This window comes from Marinobacter nitratireducens (genome assembly GCF_000708045.1).
GTDB lineage: Bacteria > Pseudomonadota > Gammaproteobacteria > Pseudomonadales > Oleiphilaceae > Marinobacter > Marinobacter nitratireducens.
This window is the reverse complement of the sequence record NZ_ANIE01000001.1, coordinates 26805-41178: the sequence shown is the minus strand read 5'-3', so window position 1 is coordinate 41178 and position 14374 is coordinate 26805. Positions and strand designations below refer to the sequence as shown.

At 57.9% G+C, this 14374-nt stretch carries 17 protein-coding genes; 11 read left to right on the top strand and 6 right to left on the bottom strand.

Going from position 1 to position 14374, the window contains the following annotated elements; translation table 11 throughout:
• Window positions 1-28 precede the first annotated feature (28 nt).
• From yrfG to mutM, 3 genes are all read right to left on the bottom strand, one after another.
• Window positions 29-718: a GMP/IMP nucleotidase gene (gene yrfG, locus D777_RS00175; RefSeq protein ID WP_036127366.1), complete on the bottom strand. Its 690-nt coding sequence runs from the start codon at window positions 716-718 to the stop codon at window positions 29-31.
• Between the two features lie 84 nt (window positions 719-802).
• A complete protein-coding gene (locus tag D777_RS00170; RefSeq protein ID WP_036127364.1) occupies window positions 803-1135 on the bottom strand; it encodes a hypothetical protein in 333 nt (110 codons plus the stop codon).
• A gap of 129 nt (window positions 1136-1264) precedes the next feature.
• Window positions 1265-2077, bottom strand: coding sequence for a bifunctional DNA-formamidopyrimidine glycosylase/DNA-(apurinic or apyrimidinic site) lyase (gene mutM / locus D777_RS00165; RefSeq protein WP_036127363.1), 813 nt, complete (start codon window positions 2075-2077; stop codon window positions 1265-1267).
• Between the two features lie 204 nt (window positions 2078-2281).
• Here mutM and D777_RS00160 point away from each other — a divergent pair, with 204 nt between their 5' ends.
• Complete coding sequence (locus tag D777_RS00160) at window positions 2282-3460, top strand: DesA family fatty acid desaturase (RefSeq protein ID WP_036127361.1); 1179 nt, start codon at window positions 2282-2284, stop codon at window positions 3458-3460.
• 58 nt (window positions 3461-3518) lie between these two features.
• Here D777_RS00160 and rsmD read toward each other — a convergent pair whose 3' ends face one another.
• Window positions 3519-4145, bottom strand: a complete 627-nt coding sequence (rsmD, locus tag D777_RS00155; protein ID WP_036127360.1) for a 16S rRNA (guanine(966)-N(2))-methyltransferase RsmD — start codon at window positions 4143-4145, stop codon at window positions 3519-3521.
• Window positions 4146-4304: 159 nt separating this feature from the next.
• Between rsmD and ftsY the strand changes: the two genes are divergently transcribed.
• The 8 genes from ftsY (at window position 4305) to D777_RS00115 (ending at window position 12294) form a co-directional block, all read left to right on the top strand.
• On the top strand, window positions 4305-5486 hold the full coding sequence (gene ftsY / locus D777_RS00150) for a signal recognition particle-docking protein FtsY (protein WP_036127358.1): 1182 nt from the start codon (window positions 4305-4307) through the stop codon (window positions 5484-5486).
• Between the two features lie 30 nt (window positions 5487-5516).
• The gene (gene ftsE, locus D777_RS00145; protein WP_036127355.1) at window positions 5517-6194 is read left to right on the top strand and encodes a cell division ATP-binding protein FtsE; all 678 of its coding nucleotides are present in this window, start codon (window positions 5517-5519) and stop codon (window positions 6192-6194) included.
• Entirely contained in the window at window positions 6195-7199 is a 1005-nt protein-coding gene (gene ftsX / locus D777_RS00140; RefSeq protein WP_036127352.1) for a permease-like cell division protein FtsX, read from the top strand.
• A 193-nt stretch (window positions 7200-7392) separates the two neighbouring features.
• Window positions 7393-8253 carry an RNA polymerase sigma factor RpoH gene (rpoH, locus tag D777_RS00135; protein ID WP_036127350.1) on the top strand — a complete coding sequence of 287 codons (861 nt, stop codon included), beginning with the start codon at window positions 7393-7395 and terminating at the stop codon, window positions 8251-8253.
• Window positions 8254-8352: 99 nt separating this feature from the next.
• The gene (locus D777_RS00130) at window positions 8353-9264 is read left to right on the top strand and encodes an NAD(P)-dependent oxidoreductase (protein WP_036127348.1); all 912 of its coding nucleotides are present in this window, start codon (window positions 8353-8355) and stop codon (window positions 9262-9264) included.
• Between the two features lie 3 nt (window positions 9265-9267).
• Window positions 9268-10047 (top strand): hydroxypyruvate isomerase, encoded by a 780-nt coding sequence (hyi, locus tag D777_RS00125; protein ID WP_036127346.1) that lies wholly within the window; start codon window positions 9268-9270, stop codon window positions 10045-10047.
• Window positions 10048-10151: 104 nt separating this feature from the next.
• Entirely contained in the window at window positions 10152-10832 is a 681-nt protein-coding gene (locus tag D777_RS00120; protein WP_036127344.1) for a winged helix-turn-helix domain-containing protein, read from the top strand.
• On the top strand, window positions 10819-12294 hold the full coding sequence (locus tag D777_RS00115) for a sensor histidine kinase (protein WP_036127335.1): 1476 nt from the start codon (window positions 10819-10821) through the stop codon (window positions 12292-12294). Before D777_RS00120 ends, D777_RS00115 begins: the two co-directional genes overlap by 14 nt.
• A gap of 5 nt (window positions 12295-12299) precedes the next feature.
• On the opposite strand, the gene D777_RS00110 is transcribed toward D777_RS00115, so the two are convergent.
• On the bottom strand, window positions 12300-12581 hold the full coding sequence (locus D777_RS00110) for a hypothetical protein (RefSeq protein WP_036127328.1): 282 nt from the start codon (window positions 12579-12581) through the stop codon (window positions 12300-12302).
• Window positions 12582-12872: 291 nt separating this feature from the next.
• Here D777_RS00110 and greB point away from each other — a divergent pair, with 291 nt between their 5' ends.
• On the top strand, window positions 12873-13379 hold the full coding sequence (greB, locus tag D777_RS00105) for a transcription elongation factor GreB (RefSeq protein WP_036127326.1): 507 nt from the start codon (window positions 12873-12875) through the stop codon (window positions 13377-13379).
• A gap of 164 nt (window positions 13380-13543) precedes the next feature.
• The gene (locus D777_RS00100) at window positions 13544-14008 is read left to right on the top strand and encodes a hypothetical protein (RefSeq protein ID WP_036127323.1); all 465 of its coding nucleotides are present in this window, start codon (window positions 13544-13546) and stop codon (window positions 14006-14008) included.
• Between the two features lie 14 nt (window positions 14009-14022).
• Here the strand turns inward: D777_RS00100 and D777_RS00095 are convergent, their stop codons facing one another.
• Entirely contained in the window at window positions 14023-14337 is a 315-nt protein-coding gene (locus D777_RS00095) for a site-specific integrase (protein WP_036127321.1), read from the bottom strand.
• Window positions 14338-14374 lie beyond the last annotated feature (37 nt).

Sequence of the window (14374 nt, the reverse complement as noted above, 5' to 3'; positions counted from 1 at the left end):
ATGGGCGTATGGGCCGATTATAGCGCGCTCATTTGCAGGATGGCAGGGGCGGGCATTGGCGAAGGGCCGGGATCACCTCGTCAAAGTGATGAATGCCGGGGATCTCGGGGTGCTGTTCGTTGGCCGCCTGTTTGCTGTCTGGAGCAAGAACGGCCAGGCACTGGCTGATGCCGGCTCGGCGGGCACTCTCCAGTACCGGGAAGCTGTCGTCGACCATCAGCGTGGTGTCGGCCCGATAGGGAGCCAGGTGTTGGAGATCTTGCCAGAATTCGGGGTCTTCCTTGGCTTTGCCAAGCTGGTGACTCGAGACGATGCCGTCAACGTGCTGGTCCAACCCGGTCCGTTCAAGTTTGAGCTTGAGTGGATCCGGGTGACAGTTGGTAACGATGACGGATTGGCGCCTGGAAGCGCGAAGGGCCTGTAGGAAATCCTTGACGTGTGGCCGGTACCCGATGCGGTCGCCGACTTCGGCTTTCAGTCCGGTGATGTCCAGCGACAGGCGCTCGCTCCAATAGTCGGTGCAGTACCAGTTCAGCGACCCCCGCTCGGCCATGATCATCGGGATCACCCGATCGCGGGCTTCCTCGGGGGACAGGTCGTAGTGATCTGCGTACCGTTGCGGCAGGTGTTCAAGCCAGAAGTGGGAGTCGAAGTGGAGGTCAAGCAGGGTTCCATCCATATCGAGGAACACTGTCTCAAGCGCGGACCAGTTCACCATAAAACAAAACAGCCTGAAGGAATTTCCCTCAGGCTGCCTCAGATGCCCGGCCTTGGCAAGCCGGGAGAACTACGGACTCGTCGATCAGTTCTCGGACTGTTCAACGGTCTCCGGCTTGCGTCCGCTGCGGGTGCAGCCCAGGCAGCGAACGAAGGTGGCTTCCGCAGGACCCAGAACCAGAGTCTCGCCCGCTTCGGCTGCATTTCCACCCAGCAGTGAGAAGGGGAGGGAGACGATGTAAACGGCGGTGCCAACAATGGTGGTGGCCAGAAGCACAGGGCGTGCGAACAGTGCATCGCCGGTCATTGCCAGCGCGGTCGGTTCCTCTTCAACGGTATTCGCGTAACCGAGGGAGGAGAACGCGAGCAGGCACGCAGCCAAGGTCGCCATCAGCGTGCGGGAAATCATGCGGGTCATTGTGTTGTCTCCTGAACTATCATTCTGCCTTCCAGTATAAGGCAGGGACATCATTCCTGAGTTAACTATGAATCATATTTGCTCAATTTCAAACGATTTTTCGTTGCAAAGTGTGCACTGGAACGGACTTTAACGCTGGCAGCGGGGACAGTAGACCGTCGATCGGCCGCTCATCCGTATCTCTCTGAGATTGGTGCCGCACTCCGGGCAGGGCTGATCGGCGCGGCCATAGACCAGCAGGGATTGGGCAAAATAGCCGGGCTTGCCGTCACTGTTAACGAAGTCGCGTAGCGTCGTGCCGCCCATCAGGATGGCGGCGCTGAGGGTTTCCTTGATCGCGTCGGCCAGCCGGTTGTAGCGATCAAGGCTGATGCGTCCAGCCTTGCGTTTCGGGTGAATGCCGGCTTTGTACAGGGCCTCGTTGGCGTAGATGTTGCCAACGCCGACCACCACGTGGTTGTCCATGATGAAGGATTTCACCGGGGTCTGCTTTTTGCGCGATAACTGGAACAGCAGGCGGCCGTCGAACTCCGGTGCGAGCGGTTCCGGCCCGAGGCGGCTGATTAAGGGGTGACCGCTGGTATCATCGGCCCAGAGCCAGCATCCGAATCGCCTGGGGTCATTAAAGCGCAGGATAACCCCGGACTGCAGGGCCAGTTCGACATGATCATGAGCGGCAGCGGGTGCGTTGTCGGTGATCACCCGCAAACTGCCGGACATGCCGAGATGGACGATCACGGTACCGGTGTCCAGGCACAGGAACAGGTATTTGGCCCGCCGGTCCACGGAACGGATGACCTGGCCTTCGAGGCGCTCGGCAAGATCCACGGGTATCGGCCAACGGAGTCTGGGGTCGCGTACGGTAACCTTTGTGACCGTCTGTCCCTCGCAGTGGGGTGCAATGCCACGCCGGGTGGTCTCGACTTCGGGTAATTCTGGCACTCAGGTGTTCTCCCCGGCGTTGATTGCCGACATTTTGTGGCCGATTGTGACAAGTAAACAGCCGATAAGTGTAATCAGTAACAAATTTGCATCCAAATGCTGTTGTTGCAGTGAACAGCTGTACGCTAAAGTTGCGGGACTGGTTTGTTACCCTCCCCAGTTTTGGGGCGGATGCAAATCTCTGCCTGATTTTGAGGAATTGATATGTGGTTTAACGGTCTTCTCGACCTTTCGGTGATGCAACTGATTCTGGTTGTCCTGGGTATGACCCACATCACCATCGTCAGTGTTACGCTCTACCTTCACCGACATTCTGCTCATAATGCCCTGGATCTGCATCCGGTTCTGAAGCATTTCTTCCGTTTCTGGCTCTGGCTGACAACGGCCCAGAACACCAAAGAATGGACGGCGATCCATCGTAAACATCATGCCAAGTGTGAAACCGAAGAAGATCCGCACAGTCCGGTGGTCCTTGGCATCCGGAAGGTGGTCCTGCAAGGCGCGGAACTCTACGCCGAGGCCGCAACTCCGGAAACCCTGAATCGATATGGCCAGCGCACCCCGGAAGATTGGTTGGAGCGGAATGTCTACACCCCCCATAAGGCTCTTGGTATTGCCCTGATGGCGGTGTTGGATCTGGCTCTGTTCGGCGTCAATGGTATCTGGATCTGGGCGATTCAGATGATGTGGATTCCGGTCTGGGCTGCTGGCGTGGTCAATGGTGTCGGGCACTGGTTTGGTTACCGCAACTTCGAGTGTGCCGATAACGCCCGGAATATTTCCCCGCTGGGTATCCTGATCGGCGGCGAAGAGCTCCATAACAACCATCACACCTATCCCAATTCCGCGAAGCTGTCCCGTCGCTGGTATGAAGTTGATATCGGCTGGGGATACATTCGCCTGTTCCAGCTGTTCGGGCTGGCCAAGCCCAAGGGCTATCGCCCTATTGCGCACTTTGTTCCGGGTAAACAGGATATGGACGTGGAGACGGTACAGGCTGTTGCCAACAACCGTTTTGACATCATGCGTCAGTACCGCAAGCGGGTGATGGAGCCGGTCCTGAGGCAGCAGAAAAGTCTGATGGACGAGGAAGTGCGTCCCCGCTACAGGAAGCTGAAACAGTTGTTGTCACGGGAAGTGACCCTGATCAAGCCTAAAGAAAAAGAAACTCTGGAAACGCTGCTGGAGCGTAATGTCATCCTGCGTCAGATCTACGACAAGAGCCATGAGCTTCAGGCGCTTTGGCGTCAGCGTGGGCTGAAGCCCCAGGAGAAGCTCAATGCTCTCAAGGAGTGGTGTAAGGAAGCCGAGGCCAGTGGTATTCGGCACCTGGAAGAGTTTGCTGCACACCTGCGGGCTCATTCGCTTCGACCCAGCGTTTAACGTCAACGCGAACCCTGCAACGCGCAGGTTGCTGAGACCCCGCCAAGGCGGGGTTTTTTCATTCTGCTCCCGCTACCCGAAACAGGGAATAGGTCACCTGGCCGGCGCTCTTCTGGCGATGCAGCTGCCAGGTTGAAGGCGTGGGCGGTGTGCTCATCTCACTCTCGTGTTCGACATAGACCCACCCCCCGGGTTTTATCCAGCCCTGTTGATCCAACAACGGAAACAATTGCTCCAGCCAACCCTGACGAAAGGGTGGGTCCATGAAGATGATATCGAACGGTGGGCGTGCCCGCTCAGCGAGGTAGCTGTCGACACCGGTGCAAATCACCTCACCCGCGTTGGAATTCAGCAATCGCAGGTTGGACCGTAACGCCTGGGTCAGCGCCGGCGTGTGATCCACCAGTGTGGCGCTGGCGGCGCCCCGGGAAAGGGCTTCCAGTCCGAGGGCGCCTGAGCCGGAGAACAGGTCCAGACAATCGCTTCCTGCGATGTGGAAGTTCAGCCAGTTGAACAAAGTTTCCCGGGTTCTGGCGGGGGTTGGCCTGACCCCGCCGGCGGCGGGGAAACGGAGTTTTCGGCTGCGCCAGTCGCCACCAATAATGCGAAGCTCGCCGCCGCCTGCTGCTGAATCGGAGGCGGTGCGCCCGGATGGTTTTCGGCCCGCGGAGCGTCGGCGTGTCATCGTGTGGAGTCCTGCAAATAATGGTTTTCGGATGTTGTGCTGAATGGTACCGGAAACGGCAGCACGGCGATAATCGGACGCCCCCTCACTTCGCCCGGACAGTCTGCTAGAATGTCGGGCTTGTTTGTCTCGCCCAAATCAGATTGATGGTATGACTTTATGACCGCAGAGTGGATTTCAGTCGGCCTTCTGGCCCTTCTTGTGCTCGCCTTTGTCCTGGATGTTGCCGGTAACCGGAAGCGGGCTCCCCGTCCCGCACCGGTACCCCAGCGCAAGCCAGAGGTTGCTCGTGGGCCCTCGCCTGTTGCGCCGGAAACTGCAGCCGAGCCGGAACCTGAAACTGCGGCTGTGGAACCGGAAGCAAAAGCAGAGCCGGCTGCCGAACCGGAGTTAGCGCCTGAGCCGGCTCCGGAACCTGAGCCCCAACTCAGTGTCTTCGAGCGGATCAAGCAGGGCCTGGGGAAGACCAGGGCCAGTCTGACCGGTGGCCTCGCGGATATCTTCTCCGTGGGCAAGAAAATCGATGAAGACCTGCTGGAAGAGATCGAAACCACGCTGCTAATGGCTGATGTGGGGGTGACTGCCACATCTGAAATCGTCGAGTCGCTGACCGATAAGCTGGAGCGCAACCAGTTGAAGGATGGCGAGGCGTTGCGCAAGGCCTTGCGTGACGAACTCCATGGCCTGCTTTGTGGCGTCACCAAACCGCTGGAAATTGATTCTGCCAAAGCGCCGTATGTGATCCTGATGGTTGGCGTAAATGGCGTCGGCAAAACCACCACCATCGGCAAGCTCACCAAGAAATTCCAGAGCGAAGGCAAGTCGGTGATGCTGGCAGCCGGCGATACCTTCCGGGCTGCGGCGGTTGAGCAGCTGCAGGTCTGGGGTGAGCGTAATGACGTTCCGGTTGTGGCCCAGCACACCGGTGCCGATAGTGCATCGGTCATATTCGACGCCATCCAATCTGCCCAATCCCGTGGTGTCGATGTGGTGATCGCGGATACGGCGGGTCGTCTGCAGAACAAAGACAACCTGATGAACGAGCTTGAGAAGGTTGTCCGGGTCATGAAAAAGCTTGACGACACAGCGCCACACGAAGTGATGCTGGTACTGGATGCCGGCACTGGCCAGAATGCCCTGAGTCAGGCTCAGGTATTCCAGCAGGCTGTTGGCGTCAGCGGCATTACATTGACGAAATTGGACGGCACCGCAAAAGGCGGTATTGTGTTCGCCATTGCCCGTCAGTTGCAGCTGCCCATCCGGTTCATCGGGGTGGGTGAGCAGGTCGATGACCTGCGCAGCTTCGATGCCGAAACCTTTGTGGATGCGCTGTTTGACTAATCCATCAATCGCCCGGAATGGCTGTAGGTCATGATTGAGTTTCGCCAGGTCACCAAACGATACGACAGTGATCACACCGCCCTGCGCCAGGTGAACTTTGCCCTGGATCGCGGTGAGCTGGCGTTTCTGACCGGGCATTCCGGGGCCGGCAAGAGCACCTTGCTGAAGCTGCTCATGGTCATGGAGCGACCCAGTGCTGGTGAAGTCGTGGTGGGTGGCCAGAAACTGAACAGTCTGCCGCGCCGCCAGATTCCCTACATTCGTCGCCATATTGGCGTGGTTTTCCAGAATCACCAGCTGCTGTTTGACCGCACCGTGTTTGACAACGTTGCCATGCCGCTGGAAGTGACGGGGGCTTCCCCGAGTGACATCGGTCGGCGCGTCCGTGCTGCTTTGGACAAGGTGGGCCTGCTCAGCAAGGAAAAAATGAACCCGATGCAGCTCTCCGGCGGTGAACAGCAGCGGGTTGGCATTGCTCGGGCAGTGGTGAACAAGCCCCCGTTGCTGCTGGCAGATGAGCCCACCGGTAATCTGGATCCGGAGTTGTCGGCGGACATCATGAACCTGTTCGGGCAATTCAGTCAGGTGGGAGTAACTGTGCTGATCGCGACCCACGACATCGCCCTGGTCAACGAGATGAATTGCCGGACCCTGACCCTGGATCATGGTCGGCTGGTGGCTGGCGGTTCGCCGCTGATGGGGGTGTAAGTGGCCACTGACTCACGCAGCAAGCAGGAAACCGCAAGGGGAGCGCGAAAGGGCCAGGCTCCGTGGCGGCAACAGGCTGACAGTTATCTGAATCATCATCGCAAGGTTGCAGCCGACAGTGCCCGTCGGCTCTGGCGTATGCCGGTGGCCAGCTTCATGACCTGGACTGTGATGGGGGTTGCTCTGGCACTGCCGGTGGCGCTTCTGTTACTGCTGACCAGTCTGGAGGGCGTCAGTGCTGGTTGGGAGAGCAGTGCCCGGGTGACCGCGTACCTCAAGCTTGACAGTTCTCTCGAGGATGCCCGGGGGCTGGCCCAGGAAATAGGCAGTGACGGGCGAGTGGAAGGCGTAGAGCTGGTTGCGCGGGATCAGGCGCTGGCCGAGTTCCGGGTTTCATCCGGTCTGGAAGACGCCCTGGATTTCCTGCAGGACAATCCGCTGCCTCACACCCTCCTGATCACGCCGGAAGACAGCGCCCGAAGCCAGGCGGGCGTTCAGTCGCTGGTTACCTATGTCGAAGGTATGGAATCCGTAGAGCAGGTGCAGGTGGATCTTGGCTGGTTGCAACGCCTGAATGCCATGACGGATCTGCTGTCGCGGGCGGTCTGGGCGTTATCGATGTTATTGGCGGTGGCCGTCGTGCTGGTGATCGGCAATACCGTTCGGTTGGCGATCGAAAATCGCCGGGATGAAATTCTGGTGGCGAAGTTGGTCGGTGGGACGGATGCGTTTGTTCGTCGGCCCTTCCTCTATACCGGCGCCTGGTTTGGTCTCGGCGGAGGACTGGTCGCTTTTATCTTGCTGGAGTTGTCGCTCTGGTGGCTGAGTGGGCCGATCGAGCGCCTCGCCGGTTTGTATCGCAGTGATTTTTCACTCAACGGTCTCAGTATCGATGGCGCGCTTGCGTTGATTATTGTGGCCATGGTGTTAGGCTGGCTAGGCGCTTGGGTCGCTGTGAAACGTCACATGGATGACATTGAGCCGGGAGAAATCGCCGGCGGTTGATCCGGATTGCGGGAAAACCGTATTGAGTAAGTGTCTGTGCACGTCTTATTTTCTTGCAGTGGGCACGATTTAGTGAATTTTTCAGGTAGTTGATTTTTAACGGTTTACTGGAAAATTTGGGAACTTTTAAGGTTCTTGGCGGTCATAAAAGTAATTGGTATATTTAAAGGCTGTCAGGTTCGGAGGTAACTGCATGGGTACGAGTTTACAACTGGTTGACAGACTGGTTCCGGGCGCCAACCTTGAGGCCTACATCCAGGCTGCAAGTCGCATTCCGGTACTCTCGGTTGATGAAGAGCGGGAATTAGCCGAGCGTCTCCATTACGAAGGCGACGTCGAGGCCGCACGTCAACTGGTGCTCTCTCACCTGCGATTTGTCGTTCACATTGCCAGAAGCTATTCCGGGTATGGTCTGTCACAGGCGGACCTGATTCAGGAAGGCAATGTCGGACTGATGAAGGCGGTCAAGCGCTTCAACCCGGAATACGGTGTGCGGCTGGTGTCCTTTGCTGTGCACTGGATCAAGGCCGAGATTCACGAGTTTATCCTGCGTAACTGGCGAATCGTGAAGGTCGCTACTACCAAGGCCCAGCGGAAGCTGTTTTTCAATCTTCGCAGTCAGAAGAAAAAGCTGGCCTGGCTGAACCACGACGAATTGAACGCCGTCGCGGCCGATTTGGGTGTGGAGCCCAGGGTTGTGCGGGAAATGGAGGGGCGCCTCGCCTCCCAGGATACGGCGTTTGATGGTCCGATGGACGATGACGACGATAATGCCTATCAGGCACCGGCCTATTATCTTGAGGATCGCCGCAACGATCCGGCCGTCCAGCTGGAAAATGCGGACTGGACCGAAGACTCCAATGGCCGCCTGATGGAAGCACTAAGCAGCTTGGACGAGCGCAGCCAGGACATTCTGCGTGAGCGCTGGTTGTCGGATAGTAAATCGACCCTGCACGAGCTGGCTGACAAATACGGGGTGTCTGCCGAGCGCATCCGGCAGCTTGAAAAGAACGCCATGAAGAAGATCCGTAACCAGATGACAGAAGCGGCCTGATCCTACTGGCAGCGGAGTCGTAACAAGCGCCACCACCGAGAGGTTGGTGGCGTTTTTGTTTGTATAATGCACCCCATTTGACAGATAGGCGGAATAACAATGACCTCGACGCTTCCCCGCATTGCATTTCTCGGTATCGGCCTGATGGGTGCTCCCATGACCCGTAACCTGCTGAACGCCGGTTTCCCCATGACGCTCTGGAACCGTACTCAAAGCAAGTGCGAGTCGTTTGCCGGTGAGGCAACCATTGCCGACACACCCGCCGATGCGGCCAAAGGCGCGGATGTCGTGATCACCATGCTGGAGAATGGCCAGGTCGTGGACGACGTGCTCGTTGCCCAGGGCGCCCTGGATGCCCTGGAGCCGGGCGCGCTGTTGATTGATATGAGTTCGGTGCAGCCCTCCGTTGCTCGTCGCCATGCCGCGCTGGCTCAAGAGCGAGGGGCAGGCTACGTCGATGCACCGGTTTCCGGAGGGACGCTGGGGGCTGCCGAAGCGCGCCTGAGTATCATGGCGGGCGGATCGGAGAAAGATATCGAGACGGCAGCATCGGTGTTTGAGGTGCTGGGCAAATGCACACGCATTGGACCGGTCGGCGCCGGGCAGCTGGCCAAGCTTGCCAACCAGGCAATTGTGGGCATTACCATCGGTGCCGTATCAGAGGCCCTGTTACTGGCCGCCAGGGGTGGCGCGGATCCGGCGGCAGTGCGGGAAGCCCTGATGGGGGGCTTTGCTGGCAGCCGGATTCTTGAATTGCATGGTCAGCGTATGATCGACCGGGAGTTTGCACCGGGGGCTCCGGCCCGCATCCAGCTCAAGGATATGCGGATGATTCTGGACGAGGCCAGGGCTGAAGGCCTGACCCTGCCATTGGCGCAACAGACCCACAACGAATACCTGTCGCTGATCGCCAACGGCCACAGCGATGTGGATCACAGCGGGTTGCTGCTGGAACTGGAGCATATGAACGGTACACTGATGGGATCACTGGGTCGCGGCCCGAAGGAGTAAGCCATGCCTCGTTTTGCTGCCAATCTATCCATGCTGTTCACCGAGGTGGACTTCCTCGACCGTTTCGCCCGAGCCCGTGCGGCTGGATTCCGGGGCGTTGAATACCTCTTTCCCTACGAGTACCCGGCAGAGCAGCTACGCCAGCAGCTCGATGATAACCAGTTGACCCAGGTACTGTTCAATCTGCCGCCAGGCGATTGGGATGCCGGGGAGCGGGGCATTGCGTGTCTGCCGGACCGGGTGGAGGAATTCAGGGCCGGGGTGGATACGGCGATTGCCTATGCACAAGTACTGGGCTGTAAGCAGGTCAACTGCCTGGCCGGCCTGAAACCGGCAACGGTGGGTGATGATACGGCCTGGCAGACGCTGGTGGCCAATGTGAGCTACGCTGCTGAGAAACTGGCGGCAGAGGGGATTACCCTGTGCCTTGAGGCGATCAATTCCCGCGTCGACATGCCCGGCTTCATGCTCGATACCTCGGGCCGGGTGCTGGCGCTGATTGAAGAAGTGGACGCGGATAATGTCCGCCTCCAATATGATCTTTACCACATGCAGATTATGGAAGGTGATCTGATTCGATCGATGGAGTGTCTGAAGCCATGGATTGCCCATATTCAATTTGCGGACAATCCGGGCCGGCATCAGCCGGGTACGGGAGAGATTAACTTTTCGAATGTTTTCGCGGCCATCGACCAGATGGGGTACGAAGGCTGGGTCAGCGCGGAATATCGGCCGTCCGGAGAGACAGATGACAGTCTGGGCTGGTTATCAGGGGTAAAGTGACCGTCGCCATAGGCGACACCCTCTTACAAGATCGTAACTGGCTCGCTGTGGGACTTCTTCGTACCCTTGATGTTAATGAAATCCGCTAATCGGGAGGAACGCCGGTGAAAGCACTGGTAATTGAAGACGATCAGGATGTAGCCAATTATCTGGTGAAGGGGCTCAAGGAATCCGATTTTGTTGTGGATCATGCCGCCGATGGCAAAGAAGGCATGATGATGGCCGCCAGTGAGGACTACGACATCATGATCGTGGACCGCATGCTGCCGGGCATGGACGGTCTGTCCATCATCAAGACCGTGCGCGCCACGGGCAATCAGGTGCCGGTACTGATTTTGAGTGCCCTGGGCGATGTGGACGATCGCGTTGAAGGTCTCCGGGGCGGCGGTGATGACTACCTGACCAAGCCATTTTCTTTCACCGAACTTCTGGCGCGCATTGAGTCCCTGGTGCGCCGCAATCGTCAGGCCGCCGAAACAGAAACGGTACTGCGGGTCGCAGACCTGGAAATGGACCTGCTGGCCCGGACCGTCAAGCGCGCCGGCCAGAATATCGACGTGCAGCCACGGGAGTTCCGGTTGCTGGAGTACCTGATGCGTAATGCCGGACAGGTGGTTACCCGGACCATGCTGCTGGAAAAAGTCTGGGATTATCACTTCGACCCCCAGACCAACGTGATCGACGTACACATCAGTCGTCTACGGGCGAAGATCGACAAGGAATTCGAAACACCCTTGCTGCAAACCATCCGGGGTGCAGGATACATGTTACGTGAAACTGCTTAGCCAGCTCAGGACATCGTCCTTCCAGCTTGCCCTGCTATACATGGTGGTATTTGCCACCTCGGTATTCATTCTGCTGGCGTTTATCTACTGGCGCACAGCCGGGTTTATGGCCGCCCAGACCGACGAGACCATTGAAGCGGAAATCGCCGGTCTGGCGGAGCAGTATCGCGGTCGCGGTGTCAATGGACTGATCACCATCATCCGGGAACGTGTCGCCCGGGATCCCAATGCCAAATCCATTTACCTGCTAACCACAGATGATTTTCTCAAGCTGGCGGGCAATATCGAGACCTGGCCGGAAGGCAGCCGCTCGGAAAGCGGCTGGATCAACTTTACCCTGGACGAGTCCGTGGGCTGGACCGGGGCCAAGCGACTTGCCCGCGGCCGTATCTTTGAAGTACAGGGCGGGTTGCGCCTTTTAGTCGGTCGCGATGTTGACGAACTGACCAATCTCAAGCGGGTGATCGAAACCGCCATTAACTGGGGCATGGGGATTACCCTGGCCCTGGCATTGTTGGGCGGCTTCATGATGAGCCGCAGTACCACCCGGCGAATCGAAGTGATCAACAATACCTCCCGCCGGATCATGAATGGCCATCTCTCCCTGCGCATTCCCACCCGGGGCACCGACGACGATTTCGACCAACTCGCCGGCAACCTGAACCAGATGCTCGACCGGATTGTGTACCTGATGGAAGGTATCCGCCACGTGTCTGACAGCATTGCCCATGACCTTCGAACACCGCTGACCCGGTTGAGAAATCAGCTGGAAAACACCCTGATGGCTGTGGACAACGATGAGGCAAGGGAGCAGGCAGGGCGCGCCGTGGCAGAGGCCGATCAGCTGCTTGCGACATTCAATGCCCTGTTGCGAATTGCCCGCCTGGAAACCCGAGGCAATACCGCCGATATGAAACCGGTCGCACTCGACGAACTGGTGGCGGATGCCGGAGAGCTCTATGAGGCACTGGCCGAGGATAAGGAGCAGACATTCAAGCAGTCACTGGCGCCGGACGTGATGCTTGAGGGCGACAGGGACCTGCTGTTCCAGATGATCAGCAACCTGATTGATAACGCAATCAAGTATACGCCGGAGCATGGCACCATCGGGGTCAACGTCCGTAAGGAAGGTGGCGAGGCCGTCTTTGAAGTATCTGACAGTGGTATCGGCGTACCTGATGACGAGAAAGATCAGGTATTCCAGCGCTTTTACCGTGTGGGTAAGAGTCGGTCACTGCCGGGAAATGGGTTAGGACTGAGTCTCGTCAGCGCCGTTGCCGAGATCCACAAGGGGCGCATTATCCTGACGGATACCTATCCAGGGGAGGATTTGCCCGGGCTGACCGTTACGGTAAGGATGCCGGCGTTCAATGGCATCGGAAAACGCATCAAAACAGCCCAGGCAGAATTACCAGCCGGTACCGATGAGCCCCGGAATGCGCCGGAAATCAGCAGTCACTGATGAAGTTACTGGCTGGCGCGAAACCGGTTTACCTGCGCCATAACCGGAGAAATCACCGCGTCTGCACGGCTTTCGATCAGGTGGGTGACCTGCTCGAACTGTGAGCGACGACGGTCCACTTTGGCCTGGATGCTGTCCCACTCGCCTTCCAGGTGCTTTTGCTCGGCCATCAGGAACGCCGCAATGTTGTGGCGATTGAGCTTGCCGGTAATACCGAACTGGTCGAGACGGTAGCCGAGTGTGTCCACGCCCTGAAGGGCCATGTCGATGAGTTTCTGCGTGTTCATCTGCAATCTCCGTGAATGGTCAAAGTACTGAAATATTCCCTGAACGCTACTGCCGGACGCTAGAGTGTGCAACCTAATTTCGGATTCTCCTCGCCCGCGGGACCCTGACTAAAAGGTAATTCCTCGGCCACGCCCAGGTAACCCAGACTGTGGAGAATAGGCACTGTAGTAAGTGAAGCAAGTGGCGAAGCCGCTTGCTTCTCCCTCCAGCACAGCGCTAGCCTTACCCCGTTTTGACGGGGTTTTTTTATGTCTCCCCGCCCGTCCGTGACCGATCCGAAGGCAGGTTCTATGAGTAAGATCCAAGGCAGTGCCAATGCCCGTCCCCGCTATATTACGCCGGAAGGAGAGCAGGCGCTTCGTGAAGAACTGCGTTATCTCTGGAAGGAAAAGCGCCCGGAAGTGACGCAGGCGGTGCGTGAAGCGGCCGCTTTAGGGGACCGGTCGGAGAATGCCGAATACATCTACGGCAAGAAACAGCTGAGGGAAATCGATCGCCGTGTGCGCTTTCTGACCAAGCGTCTGGACGAGTTAACCGTGGTTGATCGACTGCCCGAAGACCGGAACAAGGTGTTCTTTGGTGCCTGGGTAACGGTCGAAGATGAGGAGGGCGAGGAGCAGACCTATCGTCTGGTCGGTGCCGATGAATTCGACCTGAGCAAGGGCTACCTCAGCATCAACGCGCCGCTTGCCCGGGCTCTGATTGGCAAGCGCCGGGACGATGAGGTCAGCATCCGGACGCCCGAGGGCTGGAAAACGGTATTTGTCACCGATATTCACTATGAGCCAGCCCCCTGAGAACAAGTGAATAGCGTCACATATCCGTCGATTGCCTGCGCAAACTGTCGCGTCAGGCGATAAACTGATCAAAAATTGTCTGGTTGGCCTGCCTTTCAGAGGGATGCCTGTTCTGCGGGTAACATTGGATGTTCTGAAAGGGGAGCTAAGTCACGGTGTCGGATATGAGCAGAAAATCAGGAATTTCGTTTGGTGGCTGGCGTTCCGCGCAAGCCTTGACGCTGGCGGTTTTTGCGGCTGCGCTCTGGACCACAAGCGCAGAGGCTGAGGAGAACAATAACCGCGATGGTGAGGCCTTTCAGTATGAAGAGCGTTCCACCATAGAAAGCATCCCTTTCCAGTCGGTCGAGGAAGAAGCCCTGGCGAACACCATCGTTGAAGGCGGGCTGGCCGCTCCGGCTGCCGGTGTGCCGACGTCACCTGCCGGTGATGACGATTTCTATCTGGATCCGCTGGCACTGCAGCCCGGTGACAGTCGCACGGACCTTGGCCGGTCGGAGATCCCCGCCGAGTTCCGATTCAGCAACCCGAAATCCATTCCGGGACAGACCCACAGTAACAACTATGTGATTCGCCCGCCCCAGAACCGGACTTACGACGCCCTCAACGTCAACATGACGGAGCGTTGATTCCGCTGCCTGGCTCAGGCAGCAACGGTGGTTCCGCTCACGGAAGCTTTGCCCAGCACGTCCTCATAGAAGAACGTTAGTGCCTGGCTGGCCTGGTTCAGCCTTGCCCGGGACACACGGATACGGTCGCTGAGATAGCTAAGAAACTGCTGGCGATCTTCGCCGGCCAGGGTTTCCGGATCTTTCATATCGTGGAAAAGCACAAAGCGGGTGATCCAATGCAGATAGTTCTGCTCGGCTCGCTGGTTTAGCTGTTGGTTACGGATGGCAACTCTGACACGGCCAACAAGGCCCGGCTGGGATTGTTCCAGCGCCTCAGTAATGTCCATGGATAATACTCACGGTGTGAATTTTTGTTGTTATCTT

Bases quoted from the DNA above. Each gene is read 5' to 3' on its own strand.
- yrfG (WP_036127366.1), bottom strand. From the start codon at position 718: ATGGTGAACTGGTCCGCGCTTGAGACAGTGTTCCTCGATATGGATGGA.
- D777_RS00170 (WP_036127364.1), bottom strand. From the start codon at position 1,135: ATGACCCGCATGATTTCCCGCACGCTGATGGCGACCTTGGCTGCGTGC.
- D777_RS00160 (WP_036127361.1), top strand. From the start codon at position 2,282: ATGTGGTTTAACGGTCTTCTCGACCTTTCGGTGATGCAACTGATTCTG.
- rsmD (WP_036127360.1), bottom strand. From the start codon at position 4,145: ATGACACGCCGACGCTCCGCGGGCCGAAAACCATCCGGGCGCACCGCC.
- ftsY (WP_036127358.1), top strand. From the start codon at position 4,305: ATGACCGCAGAGTGGATTTCAGTCGGCCTTCTGGCCCTTCTTGTGCTC.
- ftsE (WP_036127355.1), top strand. From the start codon at position 5,517: ATGATTGAGTTTCGCCAGGTCACCAAACGATACGACAGTGATCACACC.
- rpoH (WP_036127350.1), top strand. From the start codon at position 7,393: ATGGGTACGAGTTTACAACTGGTTGACAGACTGGTTCCGGGCGCCAAC.
- D777_RS00130 (WP_036127348.1), top strand. From the start codon at position 8,353: ATGACCTCGACGCTTCCCCGCATTGCATTTCTCGGTATCGGCCTGATG.
- hyi (WP_036127346.1), top strand. From the start codon at position 9,268: ATGCCTCGTTTTGCTGCCAATCTATCCATGCTGTTCACCGAGGTGGAC.
- D777_RS00110 (WP_036127328.1), bottom strand. From the start codon at position 12,581: ATGAACACGCAGAAACTCATCGACATGGCCCTTCAGGGCGTGGACACA.
- greB (WP_036127326.1), top strand. From the start codon at position 12,873: ATGAGTAAGATCCAAGGCAGTGCCAATGCCCGTCCCCGCTATATTACG.
- D777_RS00100 (WP_036127323.1), top strand. From the start codon at position 13,544: ATGAGCAGAAAATCAGGAATTTCGTTTGGTGGCTGGCGTTCCGCGCAA.
- D777_RS00095 (WP_036127321.1), bottom strand. From the start codon at position 14,337: ATGGACATTACTGAGGCGCTGGAACAATCCCAGCCGGGCCTTGTTGGC.